This is a genomic window from Sphingomonas sp., assembly GCF_026460985.1.
Taxonomy (GTDB): Bacteria; Pseudomonadota; Alphaproteobacteria; order Sphingomonadales; family Sphingomonadaceae; genus Sphingomonas.
This window is the reverse complement of record NZ_JAPKNM010000071.1, coordinates 61,518-77,746: the sequence shown is the minus strand read 5'-3', so window position 1 is coordinate 77,746 and position 16,229 is coordinate 61,518. Positions and strand designations below refer to the sequence as shown.

18 protein-coding genes are annotated in these 16,229 nt (G+C 69.1%); 10 read left to right on the top strand and 8 right to left on the bottom strand.

Translation table 11 applies throughout. The features are described 5' to 3' along the window. Positions 1-96 precede the first annotated feature (96 nt). From hisF to MT490_RS12150, 7 genes are all read left to right on the top strand, one after another. The gene (gene hisF, locus MT490_RS12180; protein ID WP_297387848.1) at positions 97-858 is read left to right on the top strand and encodes an imidazole glycerol phosphate synthase subunit HisF; all 762 of its coding nucleotides are present in this window, start codon (positions 97-99) and stop codon (positions 856-858) included. A 34-nt stretch (positions 859-892) separates the two neighbouring features. Beyond that, positions 893-1,084: a hypothetical protein gene (locus MT490_RS12175; RefSeq protein WP_297387847.1), complete on the top strand. Its 192-nt coding sequence runs from the start codon at positions 893-895 to the stop codon at positions 1,082-1,084. A 32-nt stretch (positions 1,085-1,116) separates the two neighbouring features. Next, entirely contained in the window at positions 1,117-1,434 is a 318-nt protein-coding gene (locus MT490_RS12170; RefSeq protein ID WP_297387844.1) for a phosphoribosyl-ATP diphosphatase, read from the top strand. Positions 1,435-1,550: 116 nt separating this feature from the next. Further along, complete coding sequence (locus MT490_RS12165; RefSeq protein WP_297387842.1) at positions 1,551-1,928, top strand: histidine triad nucleotide-binding protein; 378 nt, start codon at positions 1,551-1,553, stop codon at positions 1,926-1,928. Positions 1,929-2,026: 98 nt separating this feature from the next. Beyond that, positions 2,027-3,553: an amino acid permease gene (locus MT490_RS12160; RefSeq protein WP_297387839.1), complete on the top strand. Its 1,527-nt coding sequence runs from the start codon at positions 2,027-2,029 to the stop codon at positions 3,551-3,553. Between the two features lie 384 nt (positions 3,554-3,937). Continuing rightward, positions 3,938-5,500, top strand: coding sequence for a VWA domain-containing protein (locus tag MT490_RS12155; RefSeq protein ID WP_297387837.1), 1,563 nt, complete (start codon positions 3,938-3,940; stop codon positions 5,498-5,500). A 77-nt stretch (positions 5,501-5,577) separates the two neighbouring features. Beyond that, positions 5,578-6,207: a helix-hairpin-helix domain-containing protein gene (locus tag MT490_RS12150; protein ID WP_297387834.1), complete on the top strand. Its 630-nt coding sequence runs from the start codon at positions 5,578-5,580 to the stop codon at positions 6,205-6,207. 106 nt (positions 6,208-6,313) lie between these two features. On the opposite strand, the gene MT490_RS12145 is transcribed toward MT490_RS12150, so the two are convergent. Continuing rightward, on the bottom strand, positions 6,314-7,609 hold the full coding sequence (locus tag MT490_RS12145; RefSeq protein WP_297387831.1) for a hemolysin family protein: 1,296 nt from the start codon (positions 7,607-7,609) through the stop codon (positions 6,314-6,316). Positions 7,610-7,744: 135 nt separating this feature from the next. Between MT490_RS12145 and MT490_RS12140 the strand changes: the two genes are divergently transcribed. Beyond that, positions 7,745-8,422 (top strand): OmpA family protein, encoded by a 678-nt coding sequence (locus MT490_RS12140; RefSeq protein WP_297387829.1) that lies wholly within the window; start codon positions 7,745-7,747, stop codon positions 8,420-8,422. On the opposite strand, the gene MT490_RS12135 is transcribed toward MT490_RS12140, so the two are convergent. The 3 genes from MT490_RS12135 to MT490_RS12125 form a co-directional block, all read right to left on the bottom strand. Beyond that, positions 8,419-8,847: a nucleoside deaminase gene (locus tag MT490_RS12135; RefSeq protein ID WP_297387863.1), complete on the bottom strand. Its 429-nt coding sequence runs from the start codon at positions 8,845-8,847 to the stop codon at positions 8,419-8,421. The two genes, MT490_RS12140 and MT490_RS12135, sit on opposite strands and share 4 nt — an antisense overlap. A gap of 185 nt (positions 8,848-9,032) precedes the next feature. Continuing rightward, positions 9,033-9,212, bottom strand: a complete 180-nt coding sequence (locus tag MT490_RS12130) for a YqaE/Pmp3 family membrane protein (protein ID WP_297387826.1) — start codon at positions 9,210-9,212, stop codon at positions 9,033-9,035. Continuing rightward, positions 9,212-9,505 carry a hypothetical protein gene (locus MT490_RS12125; RefSeq protein WP_297387824.1) on the bottom strand — a complete coding sequence of 98 codons (294 nt, stop codon included), beginning with the start codon at positions 9,503-9,505 and terminating at the stop codon, positions 9,212-9,214. The genes MT490_RS12130 and MT490_RS12125 overlap by 1 nt, the downstream gene beginning before the upstream one ends. 163 nt (positions 9,506-9,668) lie before the next feature. Between MT490_RS12125 and rpmB the strand changes: the two genes are divergently transcribed. Beyond that, positions 9,669-9,965, top strand: a complete 297-nt coding sequence (rpmB, locus tag MT490_RS12120; protein WP_297387822.1) for a 50S ribosomal protein L28 — start codon at positions 9,669-9,671, stop codon at positions 9,963-9,965. Between the two features lie 21 nt (positions 9,966-9,986). Here rpmB and MT490_RS12115 read toward each other — a convergent pair whose 3' ends face one another. From MT490_RS12115 to MT490_RS12100, 4 genes are all read right to left on the bottom strand, one after another. Beyond that, positions 9,987-10,982: an esterase-like activity of phytase family protein gene (locus tag MT490_RS12115; RefSeq protein WP_297387820.1), complete on the bottom strand. Its 996-nt coding sequence runs from the start codon at positions 10,980-10,982 to the stop codon at positions 9,987-9,989. 220 nt (positions 10,983-11,202) lie between these two features. Then, a complete protein-coding gene (gene phbB / locus MT490_RS12110) occupies positions 11,203-11,925 on the bottom strand; it encodes an acetoacetyl-CoA reductase (protein WP_297387818.1) in 723 nt (240 codons plus the stop codon). Between the two features lie 32 nt (positions 11,926-11,957). Then, entirely contained in the window at positions 11,958-12,965 is a 1,008-nt protein-coding gene (gene hemH, locus MT490_RS12105; RefSeq protein ID WP_297387815.1) for a ferrochelatase, read from the bottom strand. After that, positions 12,962-15,202: a molybdopterin cofactor-binding domain-containing protein gene (locus MT490_RS12100; RefSeq protein WP_297387813.1), complete on the bottom strand. Its 2,241-nt coding sequence runs from the start codon at positions 15,200-15,202 to the stop codon at positions 12,962-12,964. Before MT490_RS12100 ends, hemH begins: the two co-directional genes overlap by 4 nt. 110 nt (positions 15,203-15,312) lie before the next feature. On the opposite strand from MT490_RS12100, the gene lgt reads away from it, so the two are divergent. Beyond that, entirely contained in the window at positions 15,313-16,197 is an 885-nt protein-coding gene (gene lgt, locus MT490_RS12095; protein ID WP_297387861.1) for a prolipoprotein diacylglyceryl transferase, read from the top strand. Positions 16,198-16,229 lie beyond the last annotated feature (32 nt).

Here is a 16,229-nt window from a genome sequence, read left to right as displayed (position 1 = left end):
GGTGGGGGGGTGGTGGGGGGCGCCCGTGCCGCTTGCGCAACGCCCGCGGACAGGCCCCACCCCCAACCCCTCCCCTGAAGGGGAGGGGCTTAGAACATGACCGTCCGAGCCCGCGTGATCCCCTGCCTCGACGTCGCGGGTGGCCGCGTCGTCAAGGGCGTCAACTTCGTCGACCTGGTCGACGCCGGCGATCCGGTCGAGCAGGCGCGCGCTTATGACGCCGCGGGCGCCGACGAGCTCTGCTTCCTCGACATCGGCGCGAGCCATGAGGGCCGGGGCACGATGGTCGACGTCGTCCGCCGCACCGCCGAGGTCTGCTTCATGCCGCTCACCGTCGGCGGCGGGGTGCGCGGCGTCGAGGATGCGCGCGCGCTGCTGCTCGCGGGTGCCGACAAGGTCGCGGTCAATTCGGCGGCGGTGTCGCGTCCCGAGGTCGTGGCCGAGATCGCCGATCGGATGGGCAGCCAGTGCGTCGTCGCCTCGGTCGACGCGCGCAGGGTCGCCGAGGGGCGCTGGGAAGTCTTCACCCATGGCGGCCGCCGCGAGACGGGGATCGACGCGGTCGCGCATGCGCTGCGGCTCGCCGAACTGGGCGCGGGCGAACTGCTCGTCACGTCGATGGACCGCGACGGCACGCGCGACGGCTACGACCTCGCGCTGATCCGGACGATCGCCGACCAGGTGACCGTGCCCGTGGTGGCGTCGGGCGGCGTCGGCAACCTCCAGCACCTCGTCGAGGGCATCCGCGACGGCCATGCCTCGGCAGTGCTCGCGGCATCGATCTTCCATTTCGGCGAGGCGAGCATCGCCGAGGCGCACGCCGCGCTGGCGGCGGCGGGGATTCCGGTGCGTAGCTGACGGCTTGCTAACCTTTGCGCCGTAAGCCCGTCCCATGCTCCGCATCGCGCTCGCCCTGCTGATCGCCGCCCCCTCTTTCGCCGCCGCGCCGCACAGCGGCGTCGCGGGTTCGCGCTCGATGCCCGAGCTTTCGGACCTCGCGCTGTTCGCCTGCGCGGCATTCGGCGTATGGTTCGTGCGCAGCCGGCTGCGTGCGCGCTTCCGCCGCGACGCGCCCAAGGATTGACAGGCGCGCGCCGCTCCCGCAGCCGGAGCGGCATGGCAGACTCCCTCGACGCGCTCGAAGCCGTGATCCGCGAACGCCGCGCCGGCGATCCGGCAAGCTCCTATGTCGCGCGGCTCACCGCGAAGGGCCGCGCCAAGATCGCGCAGAAGCTCGGCGAGGAAGCCGTGGAGACGGTGATCGCCGCGATCGAGGACGACAAGGCCGCGCTCACCAGCGAGGCGGCCGATCTGATCTTCCACCTCGCGGTACTGCTCGCCGATGCAGGGCTCAGCCTCGACGACGTCCGCGCCGAACTCGCCCGCCGCGAAGGCGTGTCGGGCATCGATGAAAAGGCCGGCCGCACCAACTGAGCGTCACCCCGGCGAAGGCCGGGGTCCAGAGTTTCTCTGCCGTGTCGCTTGCGGCCCTGGATCCCGGCTTTCGCCGGGATGACGGTTTGGTATGTCCCGATGCAAAGGAGACCCCCATGCCCATCGACGCCACCAAGCCCTATGACGACCAGAACGTCTTCGCGAAAATCCTCCGCGGCGAGATCCCGTCGAACAAGGTATACGAGGACGAATTCGCCCTCGCCTTCCACGACATCAATCCGCAGGCGCCGCACCACATCCTGGTGATCCCCAAGGGCCCCTATGTCAGCTGGGACGATTTCTCGGCCAGGGGTTCGGACGCCGAGATCGCGGGATTCGTCCGCGCAGTGGGCAAGGTCGCGCGCGAGGCGGGGATGGTCGCACCCGGCTACCGGCTGCTCGCCAACACGGGACCTGATTCGCACCAGGAGGTGCCGCATCTCCACGTCCACATCTTCGCCGGCCGCCCGCTGGGACCAATGCTGGCGCGCTGAGCGTTCACTAAGGGATTGCGCATGCTGCTTTTGCGGCTAGGCTCGCGCCTTTCCAATTACGGGGCGGCGCGAACCGGCGCCGCGAAGGGGACCACTCAATGATATTCGGGCGCGTAAAACCACTCGACGCCATTCTCGCGACAGCCGAGAAGAAATCGCTCCACCGATCGCTCGGCGCCTTCCAGCTGACGATGCTCGGCATCGGCGCGGTGATCGGCACCGGCATCTTCGTGCTCACCGCCGAGGCCGCGCAAAAGGCCGGGCCGGGCATGATGCTTTCGTTCGTGATCGCCGGCGTGGTCTGCGCCGTGGCGGCGCTCTGCTATGCGGAGATGGCAGCGATGGTGCCGGTCTCGGGCTCCGCCTACACCTATAGCTATGCCGTGATGGGCGAGCTCATCGCGTGGATGGTTGGATGGGCATTGATCCTCGAATATGCCGTCGCCGCGGGCGCGGTGTCGGTCGGCTGGTCCGGCTATGTCGTCGGGCTGATCGAGAACGCCTTCCAACTCGACATACCCGACATGCTGGTGCGCGGCCCCTATGACGGCGGCATCGTCAACCTGCCCGCGATGGCGATCGCAGGTCTCGTCACCTGGCTGCTGGTGATCGGCACCAAGGAGAGCGCGACGGTCAATGCGATCCTGGTCGGCGTCAAGGTGACGGCGCTGTCGCTGTTCATCCTGCTGGCGGTGCCGGTGATGAACATGGAGAATTTCACGCCGTTCATGCCGCTCGGCTTCGCCGGCGTATCGGCTGCCGCGGCATCGATCTTCTTCGCCTATGTCGGCTTCGACGCGGTCTCGACCGCCGCCGAGGAAACCAAGAACCCGCAGCGCAACATGCCGATCGGCCTGATCGGCTCGCTCGGCATCTGCACGATCTTCTACCTGCTCGTCGCCGCCGGCGTGATCGGCACCGTCGGCACCCAGCCGCTGACCGACGCCGCCGGCGCCGGACTGGCACCGGGCAGCCCCGAGCTCGCCGAGCGCTGCGCCGGGATCAACGACGCCGCGGTGGTCTGCTCGAAGGAAGCGCTGGCCTGGACCTTGCGCTCGATCGGCTGGCCGCAGATCGGCAATCTGATCGGCCTCGCCGCCGGCATCGCGCTCCCCTCGGTCATCCTGATGATGATGTTCGGCCAGACCCGCATCTTCTTCGTGATGAGCCGCGACGGGCTGCTCCCCGCCGTCCTCTCCAAGGTCCATCCGAAGTTCCACACGCCGCACGTCATCACGATCCTGACGGGCATCTTCGTGGCGCTGTTCGCGGCCTTCTTCCCGGTGGGCAAGCTCGCCGACATCTCGAACTCGGGCACGCTGTTCGCCTTCGCCGCGGTCTCGATCGCTGTGATGGTGCTGCGCCGCACCGATCCGGGCCGCCGCCGTCCGTTCCGCACTCCGGCGATCTACCTCACCGCACCGATCGCAATCGCGGGCTGCGCCTATCTGTTCATCAGCCTGTCGTGGGAGACGATCCGTCTCTTCCTCGGCTGGGCGGCGATCGGATTGGTCGTCTATTTCACCTATAGCCGTCGCATGAGCCATGTCGGCCGCGGCGTGGTCGATGTGCCCGAGCACGAGGCCTATGAAGAGCTCAAGCCCGAAGTGCCCGGCACGCACTGAGGACGCCAGAGAGACAGCGAAGGGCCGGGGGAGCGATCCTCCGGCCCTTTTGCTTGCCCGTTCCCGGGGGGCTTGCGCAAGTGATGATATAGAATATCATCACTGTTCATCTGCGGGTCATCGCAGAAAAGCAACAACATGCCGACGGCCCCGCAAGCGGCCGGCAACCATGGGGAGAGTCACATGCCACGTTCCGCGTTGATGCTCGGTTGTTCCGCCGTCCTGCTCACTTCCGCCGCCCCGCCGCCCCTGCCGAAGGCGCCTCCGGCCGCCGCCACGCAGGACCGGCACTCGCCGGTACGCTGCGTGCGCGAGCGGGCGCATCCCGAGCCGAGCGTGAGGAGCTTTGCGCCGTCTACCACCTACATGCCGGCACCTCCGCCCATGCCTGCGCCCCCGCCGCCGTCCGCCCCACCCGCTCCCGCGCCGATGCTGAGCGTCGCGCCGCCGGCCACCGAGGCGATCGTCACCGGGCAAGCCCTCCGCCGCGTCCCGGGTGTCGCGGTGAAAGCGGCGCCCTATGGCGCGCCCGGCAACACCGAGCGCTATGACGGCAAGGAAGTCGCATCGATCCAGCAGGTACTCACCAATCCCGTCTCCACCTTCTCGGTCGATGTCGACACCGGCGCCTATGCCAATGTCCGCCGCTTCCTGACACAGGGGCAGGACGTGCCCTCGGCAGCGGTGCGCACCGAGGAGATGATCAACTATTTCCGCTACGATTATCCGCGCCCGGATTCGCGCGAGGCGCCGTTCAGCATCACCACCGACGTGGCGAAGACGCCGTGGAACCCCGACACGCGACTGCTCCGCATCGGCCTGCGCGGATATGACGTGAACGCCGAGGGGCGCCCGCCTGCCAATCTCGTCTTCCTCGTCGACGTCTCCGGATCGATGTCGGACGAGGATAAACTGCCGCTGGTCAAGCGCGCGCTGACGATGCTCGCCGACCGGCTGACCCCGAAGGACCGCGTCTCGATCGTCGTCTATGCCGGCGCGGCGGGGGTGGTGCTCGAACCCACCTACAAGAAGGAATATGTGAAGGCCGCGCTCGACTGCCTCGACGCGGGCGGCTCCACGGCCGGCGGCGAGGGCATCAAGCTCGCTTATTCGGTGGCGCGCGCCAATTATCTGGAGGGCGGGATCAACCGCATCTTCCTCGCCACCGACGGCGACTTCAACGTCGGGATCAGCGACAACAAGGTGCTGGAAGAGCTGGTCAAGAAGAACCGCGACGACGGCATCACGCTGACCACGCTCGGCTTCGGCTCGGGCAATTACAACGAAGCGATGATGGAGCGCATCGCCGACGTCGGCAACGGCAACTACGCCTATATCGACAGCGCGATGGAGGCGCAGAAGGTCCTCGACGACGAGCTCTCGGCGACGCTCTTCACCATCGCCAAGGACGTCAAGGTCCAGGTCGAGTTCAATCCGGCGCAGGTCAGCCAGTATCGTCTGATCGGCTATGAGAACCGCGCGCTCGCCGAGGAAGATTTCGCCAACGACGCAGTCGATGCCGGCGACATCGGCGCCGGGCACCAGGTGACCGCGCTTTACGAGGTGGTGCCCGCGGGCGCCGCCGGCTGGACGTCCGAGCGGCGCTACGAAGGCAACCGGCCCGCCGCGGCGCCGTCGACCGGCAACGAACTCGCCTACGTCAAGCTCCGCTACAAGCTGCCCGGGCAGGCGACGTCGAAGCTGATCGAGCGAGCCGTTCCCGCCGGGCTGGTGCGCAGCGCGGAGATGCCGCGCGGCGACATGGCCTTCGTCACGTCGGTCGCCGCCTTCGGGCAGCGGCTGCGCGGCGACAAATATCTGAACGGCTACGGCTATCGCGACATCGCCGCGCTGGCGGGCACTTCGGACAATTACTGGCGCAGCGAGTTCGCCCGGCTGGTGCGGCTCGCCGACAATGGCCGCGGCTCGGTCGCCTCGAGCGACTGAACCCCGCTGGACGCTGAGGAATCCGGCGCTATGCAGTTGCGAATGCGCGTGACTGCACGGCGTCGGAGGCGGACCAGATGAACGACACGGCTTGGCAGACCGGCGGCTCGCTGATCGACGGCGGACCCGTATGGCTCACATTGTCCTTCGTGCTGATCGGGCTCGGCGTCCTCTTCGCGCTGTTCGTCCTCGCCTGGGGCACGCGGCTCGCCAGACGCCGGCAGCAGGCGCGCCAGGAGCTCGAGGCGCGCGGCGAGCTCAGCGACGGCACGCAGCCCGAGCAGCGCGTCGCGGCGAGCCCGCCGCCCCCGGTCGCCTCGGCCCCGGTCATGGCGCCGCCTGCGGTGCCGGAACCCGAGCCGGCCCCCGAACCCGCACCCCTGGCCGATGAACCGATCGCCGCGGCCGCGCCGCTCGACGCATCGCCCGCCTCGCTCGCTGCCTCCGAACCGGTGCCTGCCGCACCCGGTGCCGACGAACTCACGCGCATGAAGGGCGTCGGCCCGAAGCTCGCCGAGCGGCTGAACGCGCTGGGCGTCACCAGCTTCGCCCAGATCGCCGCACTCACGCCCGAGGAGGCCGAAGCGCTCGACGCGCAGCTCGGCACCTTCCAGGGCCGCATCCACCGCGACCGCTGGATCGAGCAGGCCGGCTTCCTCGCCCGCGGCGACCAGGCGGGCTACGAGGCGGTGTTCGGGAAGCTCTGACGGATTGCTTCGTCCGTTCGTGCTGAGCTTGTCGAAGCACCGTTCTTCTTTCTTTCAGGTGAAGTAAGAACGGCCCTTCGACAAGCTCAGGGCGAACGGAGTTGGTCTACCGCCCTTCGCGCACCAGCAGCTTGTCGATCTTCCGCCCGTCCATGTCGACGATCTCGAAGCGCCAGCCCTGTTCGGCGAACACCTCGCCTTCCTCGGGCAGGTGCTTGAGCACCGCCAGCGCCAGGCCGGCGACGGTGGCGTAGTCGCGGTCCTCGGGCAGGTCGATGCCGAGACGTTCGGCGAGCGCGTCTGCGGGCATCTGGCCCGAGACGAGCAGCGAGCCGTCCTCGCGCACGATCAGGCTCGGCGTGTCGCCGGGCTCCACGTCCGAAGCGAAGTCGCCCGCGATCGCCGCGAGCAGGTTGGCGGGCGTCACGATGCCTTCGAAATGGCCATATTCGTCATGGACGAGCCCCATCGGCACCTCGGCGCGGCGCAGCGCGCCGAGCGCGTCCATCGCGTCGACCTGGTCGGGAAGCACCGGCGCGGGCCGCATCAGCCGGCGCAGATCGAGCGACTCGCCGCGGAAGAGCGCCGCGGCGATGTCGCGCGCCTGGACCACGCCGATCACCGAATCGACCGATCCCTCCGCCACCGGCAGCCGCGTGCGCGGGGTCGCCAGCAGCGCGTCGCGGATGCCCGCCGCGTCGAGATCCACGTCGAGCCAGTCGACATCGGTGCGCGGCGTCATGACCTCGCGCACCGGCCGATCGGCCAGCCGCACCACGCCCGAGATGATCGAGCGCTCATGCTCCTCGATCACGCCCGACTTGCTCGCTTCGGCGACGATCAGGTGGAGCTCCTCGGCAGTGACGCGGTTCTCCGATTCGCGGTTGAGCCCGACGAGGCGGAAGATCAGCGCGCTCGATTTGTCGAGCAGCCACACCACCGGCGCGGTCGCCTTGCTGAGCCAGAGCATCGGGATCGCCATCACCGCGGCGATCGGCTCGGGCGAGCGCAGCGCGAACTGCTTGGGAACCAGCTCGCCGACCACCAGCGAGGCATAGGTGGTGAGCGCGATCACCAGCGCGATGCCCAGGGTCTGCGCGGTGTCGGCGGGGAGCCCGAGGCCCTGCAGCCGCTCGGCCACCGGCGTGCCCAGGCTCGCGCCCGAATAGGCGCCGGCGACGATGCCGATCAGCGTGATGCCGATCTGGACGGTCGAGAGGAACTTGCCCGGATCGGCGGCGAGCCGAATCGCGGTCGCGGCACCGCGATGGGTCCGCGCCATCGCCTCGAGCCGCGCCGTGCGCGCGGAGACGATCGCCAGCTCCGACATCGAAAAGATGCCGTTCACGGCGATCAGCACGAGGATGATCGCGACGTCGATCCAGGGGAAGGGTGCAGGCATATTGCGGTGACCTCCATATCCGCACTGGGCGCCGCTCTACAACCGCCTGTTCGCCGAACTTCGATGCGCAGGCGGAACAAGTTGGCGCGGCGACGGGTTTTCCTCGCCCTACGCTGTTCCAATCGGGAGGAAGAAATGGGCATCGCCAGAAATGGACTTATCGCAGCCGCGCTCGCCGCGACCATGCTGACCGCCGCGTGCGTCACCGATCCGGTGACCGGCGAGCGGCGCGTATCCAAGGCCGCGATCGGCGGCGGGATCGGCGTCGTCGGCGGCTATCTGTTCGGCGATCTCGTCGGCGGCCGCAACGACCGCACCGAGAAGATCATCGGCGCAGGCATCGGCGGCCTCGCGGGCGCGGGGATCGGCGCCTACATGGATCGCCAGGAGCAGGAGCTGCGCCGCCGCACCGCGGGCACCGACGTCCGCGTGATCCGCCAGGGCGACGATCTGGTGCTCAACATGCCCTCGGGGATCACTTTCGCGACCAACGAGGCGAGCATCCAGCCGCAGTTCCGCAACACTCTCGATCAGGTCGCGGACGTGCTCCGCCAGTACAACCAGACCTATGTCGACGTGTACGGCCACACCGATTCGACCGGCAGCGACAGCTATAATCTCAGCCTCTCGCAGCGCCGCGCGACCGCGGTCGCCGACTATCTGACGACGCGCGGCGTCCAGAGCGCCCGGCTCGGCACGCGCGGCTTCGGCGAGACCCAGCCGATCGCGAGCAACGACACCGAGGAAGGCAAGGCCGCCAACCGGCGCGTCGAGATCAAGCTCGTGCCGATCACCCAGCAGGATGTCGGCTAACGCCGCTCCCGGAAGAAATCCCTCAGCAGCGCACCGGCCTCGGCCTCGCCGATGCCGGTGTAGAGTTCGGGGCGGTGGTGGCAGGTCGGCTGCGCGAAGAAGCGCGGGCCGTGCTCCACCGCCCCGCCCTTGGGATCGCTCGCGCCGTAATAGAGCCGCGCGATCCGGGCATGCGCGATCGCCCCCGCGCACATCGCGCAGGGCTCGAGCGTCACCCAGAGATCGCAATCTTCGAGCCGCTCGCGGCCGAGGATGCGCGCCGCCTCGCGGATCGCGAGCATCTCGGCATGCGCGGTGGGGTCGCGCAGCGCGCGCGGGGCGTTGGCGGCGACCGCGACGATCTCGCCGGCGCGCACCACGGCGGCGCCCACAGGCACCTCGCCGGCCTGCGCCGCATCCCGCGCGGCATCGAGCGCGGCGCGCATCGGTTCGGGGAGGGGGAACATGGCAGGTGGATTACTGGTCCACCACCCATTCGTCACCCCCGCGAAAGCGGGGGCCCATCTCCCGCACTTCCTGCAGCATGCAACAGCCGTGTTATTTCGCTGCGCACGCCGGAGATGGGTCCCCGCTTTCGCGGGGATGACGGCTGGAGCTAGAAGATCATCCGCTAGGCGGTCGCCAGCGTGCGCTCCTCCCGCAGTACCGCCCACAGCGCGAAGGCGACCCCCGGCACGAAACCCAGCACCGTCAGCCCACACGCGACCAGGAACTCCCACCCCGGCCCGCGCGCCAGATAGACGCCGAGCGGCGGCAGCAGCACCGCCGCTGCGATTCGCCCCGCGTGCATCACTTCGCCGCAGGCGTAGGCGAGGCGCCCGGAGCCTGCTTCACTTCGACCGTCGGCAGGACCACGGTCGCGTTCTTCATCTCCACCGTGGGCACCTCGACGGTCTTCGCGGTGTTCCCGATCCCGACGCTGCCCGTCTCGGCGCTGTATTTGGGCAATTGGCCGCCCTCGGCCTTCAGCGTGACCGTCGGCAGGCTCGCGCCCTGCCGCTGGGTGATCCGCAGCATGCCGAACGCCATCAGCGCCACGACTCCGAGGGCGATGAGCCCGATCAGCACCAGGATTGCACGCATCGTCTTCCTCTCTCCAATCGAATCGTTTGCGTAATAACGCCCGAGGAGCCATGGGGGTTGCGTGGGCTGCGGGCGATTGATCGGCGAATCGGTTGACGCACCCGGCCATTCCCGCTATCGGCGCGGCCTTTCCGGCTTACGCCAAGAACCAGGATTTAAAGCGATGTCGCGCATTTGCGAGCTGACCGGCAAGGGCCGGCAGGTGGGACACAACGTCTCCCACGCCAACAACAAGACCAAGCGCACCTTTCTGCCCAATTTGCAGAACGTGACGCTGATGTCGGACACGCTGGGCCGCAGCATCCGCCTGCGCGTCTCGACGCACGGCCTGCGCTCGGTCGAGCATGTCGGCGGTCTCGACAACTGGCTGCTCAAGACCAGCGACGACGATCTCTCGCTGCGTGCGCGCCGCCTGAAGCGCGAAGTGCGCAAGGCGTCGACCGAGAAGGCCGCGGCCTAACAACGCTTTCGGCGTTTGGCGTCAGCCCGTTCCCTTCGCGGGGGGCGGGCTTTTCGCTTGCCCGGGCTCCCGGCCCCGCAGGTCCAGCCGGAACTTGAGCAGCAGCGACTGCTCCCAGAACTCGCGATTGTCGTCCGAGGCGATCCACACGATCGTGTCCGCGCCTTCGCGGGTGACGGCGAGCGCCTCGAAATTGTCGTGCAGCAGCGGTCGCGCGAAGCTGGCGATCTCCGCGCCCCGGACGATTCCGCCGGCGGGGACGCCGCGCACGTCGATCACGCTCAGCTTGGCGGTGAACAGCGCCGGGATCGACAGGCGACGGTTGAGCACCAGCAACCTGCCGTCGGGAAGCTCGGCGACGTCGGTCGGGTCGTAGCCGTCGGGCGGGACATAAGCGAAGGCCAGCGGCGGGCGGCGCGTGTCGGTGGGGTCGCCCGCAAAGCGCAACACGACCCGCGCGTCGCGCCTGCCCTTGGGACGCGCGGTCTCGCTGAACACGATGAACTGCCCGTTCGCGAGCCGGACCATCGCCTCGGGACCGCCCGCGATCGGCCAGTCATGCATCGCGGCGGGCCGCACGTTGCGCTCCGCATGCGTGAGGCTCGAATCGTAGCGCCAGATCGCGTTGCGATTCTCGAAGCCCACCCAGGCGCGCCCGGTTCCGGGATCCCAGGTGAGCGATTCCGAATCGCGATGCCGCTTGATCGCGCCGGTGCCGGGCCCGGGAAGATCGGCGAAGCGCACGTCGCGCGGGCGTAGGTCCGGCCCCATGCGGAAATCGACGATATTGCCGCCGTCGCTGAGCAAGGTGAAACGGTCACCCGCCACACGCATCGCGGAAAAGCCGCCGAACGCCGGATCGGGGCTCGTCAGCACCAGCCCGCCCAGCCAGGTGAGCGCGCCCACCTGCCGGCGCGCGGGGTCGCTCGCGTCGAGCGGCACCGGCGTGGCATGCATCTCCGGCCGCTCGCCCAGGACCGCGCGGGGCTCGCGCCCCGAAGACGTGGCCGTCAGCATCAGGAGGACGGAAAGCGGGAGGGCGAGGCGCATCGGCCCGGTCATAGCGGCTCGGTGCGGGCGGGCCAGCCCCGGCGAAGATGAACCTCAGATAACAGCGCGTTCAGCTAGCGCAAAGGGAGCGGGGCTATAGCAGGCGTCGTAGTTTGCGTATCGATGTCCTCGCGTAGCGTATCTGAGGACAGAGGGCCGGCTCCGAAAGGGGCCGGCCCGTTTCGTTTCAATACATGTGTTGGCCACCATTGATCGACAGCGTCGATCCGGTGACGAAGCCCGCTTCCTCCGAGCAGAGGAACGCCACGCCGCGCGCGATCTCGCTCGCCTGGCCGAGCCGGCCGACGGGGATCTTGGCGACGATCTTCTCGAGCACGTCGGCCGGAACCGCGGCGACCATGTCGGTATCGATATAGCCCGGCGCGATCGCGTTGACCGTCACGCCGGCACGCGCGCCTTCCTGCGCCAGCGCCTTGGTGAAGCCGTGGATGCCCGATTTGGCGGCGGCATAGTTGACCTGGCCGTACTGGCCCGCCTGGCCGTTGATCGAGCCGATATTGACGATACGCCCCCATTTGCGGCTGCGCATGCCCGGGAAGGTGGCATGCGCCATGTTGAAGCAGCCGCCCAGATTGATGCGGATCACGTCTTCCCACATCTCGCGGCTCATCTTGAGGATCGTGCCGTCGCGGGTGACGCCGGCATTGTTGACCACCACGTCGACCGGGCCCAGTTCCGCCTCGACCTGGGCCACGCCCGCGGCGCAGGCATCGAAATCGCCCACGTCCCACTTGTACGCCTTGATGCCGGTGCGCTCGGTAAAGGCCTTCGCCTTCTCCTCGTTACCCGCATAATTGGCGGCGACCGTCATGCCCGCGTCCTTGAGCGCGAGGCTGATCGCCTCGCCGATACCGCGCGTTCCACCCGTCACGATCGCTACGCGTGCCATGTCGCATCCTCTCCCATTGTCGTTACGTCACGCTAGGCAGCGTCTGCCCAGCCCGCAAGTTCCCGTGCCAATATCTTCTTGAGCATCGCCATGCCGACGTCGCCTGCATTGAGACAGGGCAAATACGCGAAATGCGTTCCGCCCGCGGCGAGAAAGGTCTCGCGTCCGCGGATCGCCAATTCCTCGAGCGTCTCGAGGCAATCGGCGGAAAAGCCCGGCGCGACGATCGCGACGCGCGTGACGCCCTTTGCCGGCAGGCCCGCGAGCACCGCGTCGGTCGCCGGCTCGAGCCATTTGGCGCGGCCGAAACGCGACTGGAAGGTCACGGTGAGCGCGCGCCCCAGCGCTTCGCCGAGCAACCGCGCGGTTTTCCGGCAATGGCAATGATAGGGATCGCCGAGCGCCAATGTCCGCTGCGGCATGCCGTGGAAGCTGGCGAGCACTTCCTGCGGCGCGAAATCGAGTGCGGCGAGCGACGCCTCGACCGAAGTCTTGAGCGCGGCGATATAGGCCGGGTCGTCGTGATAAGGCGGCAGCGTCCTCAGCGCCGGCTGCCACCGCATCCGCGCCAGTTCGGCGAAGGCGACGTCGTTGGCGGTCGCGGTCGTCGCCGCGCAATATTGCGGATAGAGCGGCGCGACGAGGATGCGCTCGCAGCCGGCAGCCTTGAGCGCGCGCAGCCGGTCGCCGAGCGCGGGACGGCCGTAGCGCATCGCATGATCGACGATCACGTTCGGCCCGAACGCGTCCTGCAGCGCCTCGGCCTGCGCGCGCGTGATCGCGGCGAGCGGCGAGCCGCCTTCCTGCCACACCTGCCGATAGGCATGCGCCGATTTGGCGGGCCGGGTGCGCAGGATGACGCCGTGCAGGATCGGCTTCCAGACGATCCGGGGGATCTCGACCACGCGGCGATCGGAGAGGAATTCGGCGAGATAGCGGCGCACCGCCGCGGCATCGGGCGCGTCCGGCGTGCCGAGATTGACGAGGAGCACCCCCACCTTCGCAGGCGGGATCGCAGGATGATCGGCGGGTGGGTTCATTCCGCGTCCGATAGCAGCGGCAACCGCCGAAAACGAACCCCCGTCGCCGCCTGGAGCGCATTGGCGATCGCCGGGGCGACCGGCGGCACCGCGAGTTCGCTCGCGCCGCCGGGCTCGGCGCTGCTGCGGATGAGCTCGACGGTGATGTCGGGGCAGTCGGCGAGCGTGGGCAGGCGGAGCTCGGAAATCGCGCGCACATCGGCGACATTCTCGGTGAAGCCAGTCGAACAGCCGACCGCGCCGGCGAGCCCGAACAGCAACCCGCCCTCGATCTGCTGCATCACCAGATCGGGGTTGACCACCTCCCCGCAATCGACCGCCGCCACCAGCCGCTCGACTTTGACGCGGCGGTCGCTGGTCAGCTGCGCTTCGGCGAGGACGGCGATGTGCGAGCCGCGGAAGCTGTGGCAGGCGATGCCCTGCCCGCTGCCCGGTTGCCCACCCTGCCAGCCGCCAAGCTGCGCGGCGGTCTGCAGGCAGCGCGCGAGCCGCGGCTGCTGGCCCAGCATCGCCATGCGGAACGACAACGCGTCCTGCCCGGCGACATGCGCGAGCTCGTCGAGGAAGCTCTCGGTGAAGAAGCAGGTGTAGCTGTGGGCGCCCGAGCGCCAATAGCCGCTCGGCACGCCGATCGCCGCCGGATGGTGGTCGATCGCGAAATGGGGAATGGCATAAGCGGGCACCGCCCCCTCCACCGCGCCGGGATCGCCACCGCCCAGCGTCAGCCCGAGGCCGGGCACGGCATGCCCGTGGAGCAGCCGCGCGGCGAGTTCGCGGCCTGCGGCGGGTGCGGCGATCTTGGCGAGCCAGCCGCTGAGCTGCTTCTGCGGGTTGAGCCGCGCGGTCATCCGCCCCGCGGCGGCGGGGCGGAAGCGGTCGCGCCGGAAATCCTCGCCGCGCGACCAGGTGAGCTGCACCGGGCGGCCGATCCGCATCGCGAGCAATGCCGCCTGCGCAGCCGCATCGGTTTCGAGCTTCGCGCCGAACGATCCGCCCGCCATCGTCGGGTGGAGGATCACCGAGGTCTCGGCGATCCCCGCGGCGCGCGCGGCGGCGGCGCGGGCGAGCCCGGGAGCCTGGGTCGGCAGCCACAAGGTCAACCGGCCGTCGCGATGGACCGCGGTGGCGGTCATCGGCTCGAGCGGCGCGTGCAGCGCCAGCCCGACGCGATATTCGGCGGCGACGACCTCCGCCCCGCGGAACTGCGACGCGAGGTCGCCCGCCTCCGCCATGCGCTTGCCCGCGCCGTCGAACGCGGCGCTCAACGCCTGCTCGATCGTGTCGCTGTTGACCACTTCCTCGGGCGTGCGGAAGCGCGGCCGCATCGCGTCGATCGCGCGGTCGGCCGCCCACCAATTATTGGCGACCGCGGCGACCCAGTCGTCGGTCGTCACCACCGCGAGCATGCCGGGGATGCGATCGGCGGCGGCGCGGTCGACCTTGACCAGCCCGGTCTCGCCGACCGGGCCCTGGCGGATCGAGGCGAAGACCATGTCGGGCAGGCGGATATCGGCCGCGTAATTGGCGCTGCCGTCGACCTTGGACGGCGCGTCGAGCCGCGGCAGCGGCTGGCCGTGGAGCCGCGGCCCGTCGCCGGCGCGCTGCGGGACCTCGCCGGGAAGGTCCTGCTCCGCGGCCTCGGCGGCGAGCGCGCCGAAGCCGAGCTTGTGGCTGCCCTGATAGACCAGCCCGTTGAAGGTCCCGCAGCTCTCCCAGTCGACGCCCCAGCGCTTGGCCGCCGCCTTGCACAGCAGCGCCCGCGCCGCGGCGCCGGCCTGGCGGAGCTCGCCTTCGAAATTGCGGATCGACGTCGAGGCGCCGGTGAGCATCAGCCCCGAGCGCCGGACGAAGCTGCGCCGGAGCGACGCGGGCATTTTGCCGAGCGCCGCCTCGAACAGTTCCTCGGCGGCGAGCTGGTTGGCGTAGAGCGGATTGAGCGGCGCGGGCTCGACGCCCACCATCTTCCAGTCCGCGCCGAGCGCATCGGCGACGATCTGGGGCAGCGCGGTATAGACCCCCTGCCCCTCCTCGCATTGCGGCACCGCCACCGAGACATGGCCGTCGGTGCCGATCTTGATCCACGCGCCGAACAGGCTCTCGCCGGGCGCGGCGGTGAGGTTGGGGAGCCAGGTGCGCGGCCAGGCCGCCCAGGCCACGACCAGCCCCACGCCGACGCCGCCGCCGACCAGCAATGTCCGCCGGTCGAGCCTGGTGCGCGCGCTGAGGTTCACCGCCATCGCCTCGCTCTATCGCGCGACTTCGCCCCGCGCCAGCCATTGCGGCCTTGGGTTTGCCGCGCGGCTGTTCTATCGCGGGCGCAGAACGATTGCCGGGGAACGACAAGACCGTGCTGCTCCACCTCCTCGCCGCCGCCGGCGATCACATCCATTTCAAGGATCTCGGGCTCTCGCCCGTCGCCATCCCGCTCGGCTTCTTCGACATCAAATGGTATTCGCTGGCCTATATCGCCGGCATCCTGATCGGCTGGTGGTATCTGCTCCGCCTGCTGCGCGAGCCCGGCGCGCCGATGGCACGGCGCCATGCGGACGATCTGGTCTTCTACGCGACACTCGGCATCATCCTCGGTGGCAGGATCGGCTATGTCTTGTTCTACGCGCCGGACATGATCGTCGAGGCGCCGCTCCAGATCCTCCGCCTCTGGGACGGCGGCATGTCCTTCCATGGCGGCGTGATCGGCACCACGATCGCGATCATCCTGCTCGCGCGCCGGCAGGGCCTGGATTGGCTGCGCATCCACGATTACGTCGCCTGCTGTGCCCCCTTCGGGCTGTTCTTCGGGCGTCTCGCCAATTTCGTGAACGGCGAGCTCTGGGGCAAGCCGACCGACGTCCCCTGGGCGATCGTCTTCCGCAACACCGTCCAGACCGGCCAGATCGAGCCCGCGCGGCATCCGAGCCAGCTCTACGAGGCGGGGCTCGAGGGTCTGCTGCTCTTCATTGTGCTCTGGTTCTTCTTCTGGCGCACTGATTCGCGCTACCAGCCGGGCAAGCTCGTCGGCATCTTCGTGCTCGGCTACGGCCTGTGCCGCTTCTTCGTCGAGTTCTTCCGCGAGCCCGACGCGCAATTGGTGTGGCTTGTGGATGCCACGGGGCTGCATATGGGCCAGTGGCTGTGCATTCCGATGATCGTGGGCGGCATCTATCTGATCGCCACCGCCAAGCGCCGCCGCAAGCGGGTCGAGCCGATCGCCGGTTCGGAGAGCGTGGCCTGAGGCACGAGTTCGTCTGGAATGATGACCGATAG

What these genes read in the sequence shown, in the direction of transcription:
- hisF (WP_297387848.1), top strand. Translation starts at nt 97, where the DNA reads ATGACCGTCCGAGCCCGCGTGATCCCCTGCCTCGACGTCGCGGGTGGC.
- MT490_RS12175 (WP_297387847.1), top strand. Translation starts at nt 893, where the DNA reads ATGCTCCGCATCGCGCTCGCCCTGCTGATCGCCGCCCCCTCTTTCGCC.
- MT490_RS12170 (WP_297387844.1), top strand. Translation starts at nt 1,117, where the DNA reads ATGGCAGACTCCCTCGACGCGCTCGAAGCCGTGATCCGCGAACGCCGC.
- MT490_RS12165 (WP_297387842.1), top strand. Translation starts at nt 1,551, where the DNA reads ATGCCCATCGACGCCACCAAGCCCTATGACGACCAGAACGTCTTCGCG.
- MT490_RS12160 (WP_297387839.1), top strand. Translation starts at nt 2,027, where the DNA reads ATGATATTCGGGCGCGTAAAACCACTCGACGCCATTCTCGCGACAGCC.
- MT490_RS12155 (WP_297387837.1), top strand. Translation starts at nt 3,938, where the DNA reads ATGCCTGCGCCCCCGCCGCCGTCCGCCCCACCCGCTCCCGCGCCGATG.
- MT490_RS12150 (WP_297387834.1), top strand. Translation starts at nt 5,578, where the DNA reads ATGAACGACACGGCTTGGCAGACCGGCGGCTCGCTGATCGACGGCGGA.
- MT490_RS12145 (WP_297387831.1), bottom strand. Translation starts at nt 7,609, where the DNA reads ATGCCTGCACCCTTCCCCTGGATCGACGTCGCGATCATCCTCGTGCTG.
- MT490_RS12140 (WP_297387829.1), top strand. Translation starts at nt 7,745, where the DNA reads ATGGGCATCGCCAGAAATGGACTTATCGCAGCCGCGCTCGCCGCGACC.
- MT490_RS12135 (WP_297387863.1), bottom strand. Translation starts at nt 8,847, where the DNA reads ATGCGCGCCGCGCTCGATGCCGCGCGGGATGCGGCGCAGGCCGGCGAG.
- MT490_RS12130 (WP_297387826.1), bottom strand. Translation starts at nt 9,212, where the DNA reads ATGCACGCGGGGCGAATCGCAGCGGCGGTGCTGCTGCCGCCGCTCGGC.
- MT490_RS12125 (WP_297387824.1), bottom strand. Translation starts at nt 9,505, where the DNA reads ATGCGTGCAATCCTGGTGCTGATCGGGCTCATCGCCCTCGGAGTCGTG.
- rpmB (WP_297387822.1), top strand. Translation starts at nt 9,669, where the DNA reads ATGTCGCGCATTTGCGAGCTGACCGGCAAGGGCCGGCAGGTGGGACAC.
- MT490_RS12115 (WP_297387820.1), bottom strand. Translation starts at nt 10,982, where the DNA reads ATGCTGACGGCCACGTCTTCGGGGCGCGAGCCCCGCGCGGTCCTGGGC.
- phbB (WP_297387818.1), bottom strand. Translation starts at nt 11,925, where the DNA reads ATGGCACGCGTAGCGATCGTGACGGGTGGAACGCGCGGTATCGGCGAG.
- hemH (WP_297387815.1), bottom strand. Translation starts at nt 12,965, where the DNA reads ATGAACCCACCCGCCGATCATCCTGCGATCCCGCCTGCGAAGGTGGGG.
- MT490_RS12100 (WP_297387813.1), bottom strand. Translation starts at nt 15,202, where the DNA reads ATGGCGGTGAACCTCAGCGCGCGCACCAGGCTCGACCGGCGGACATTG.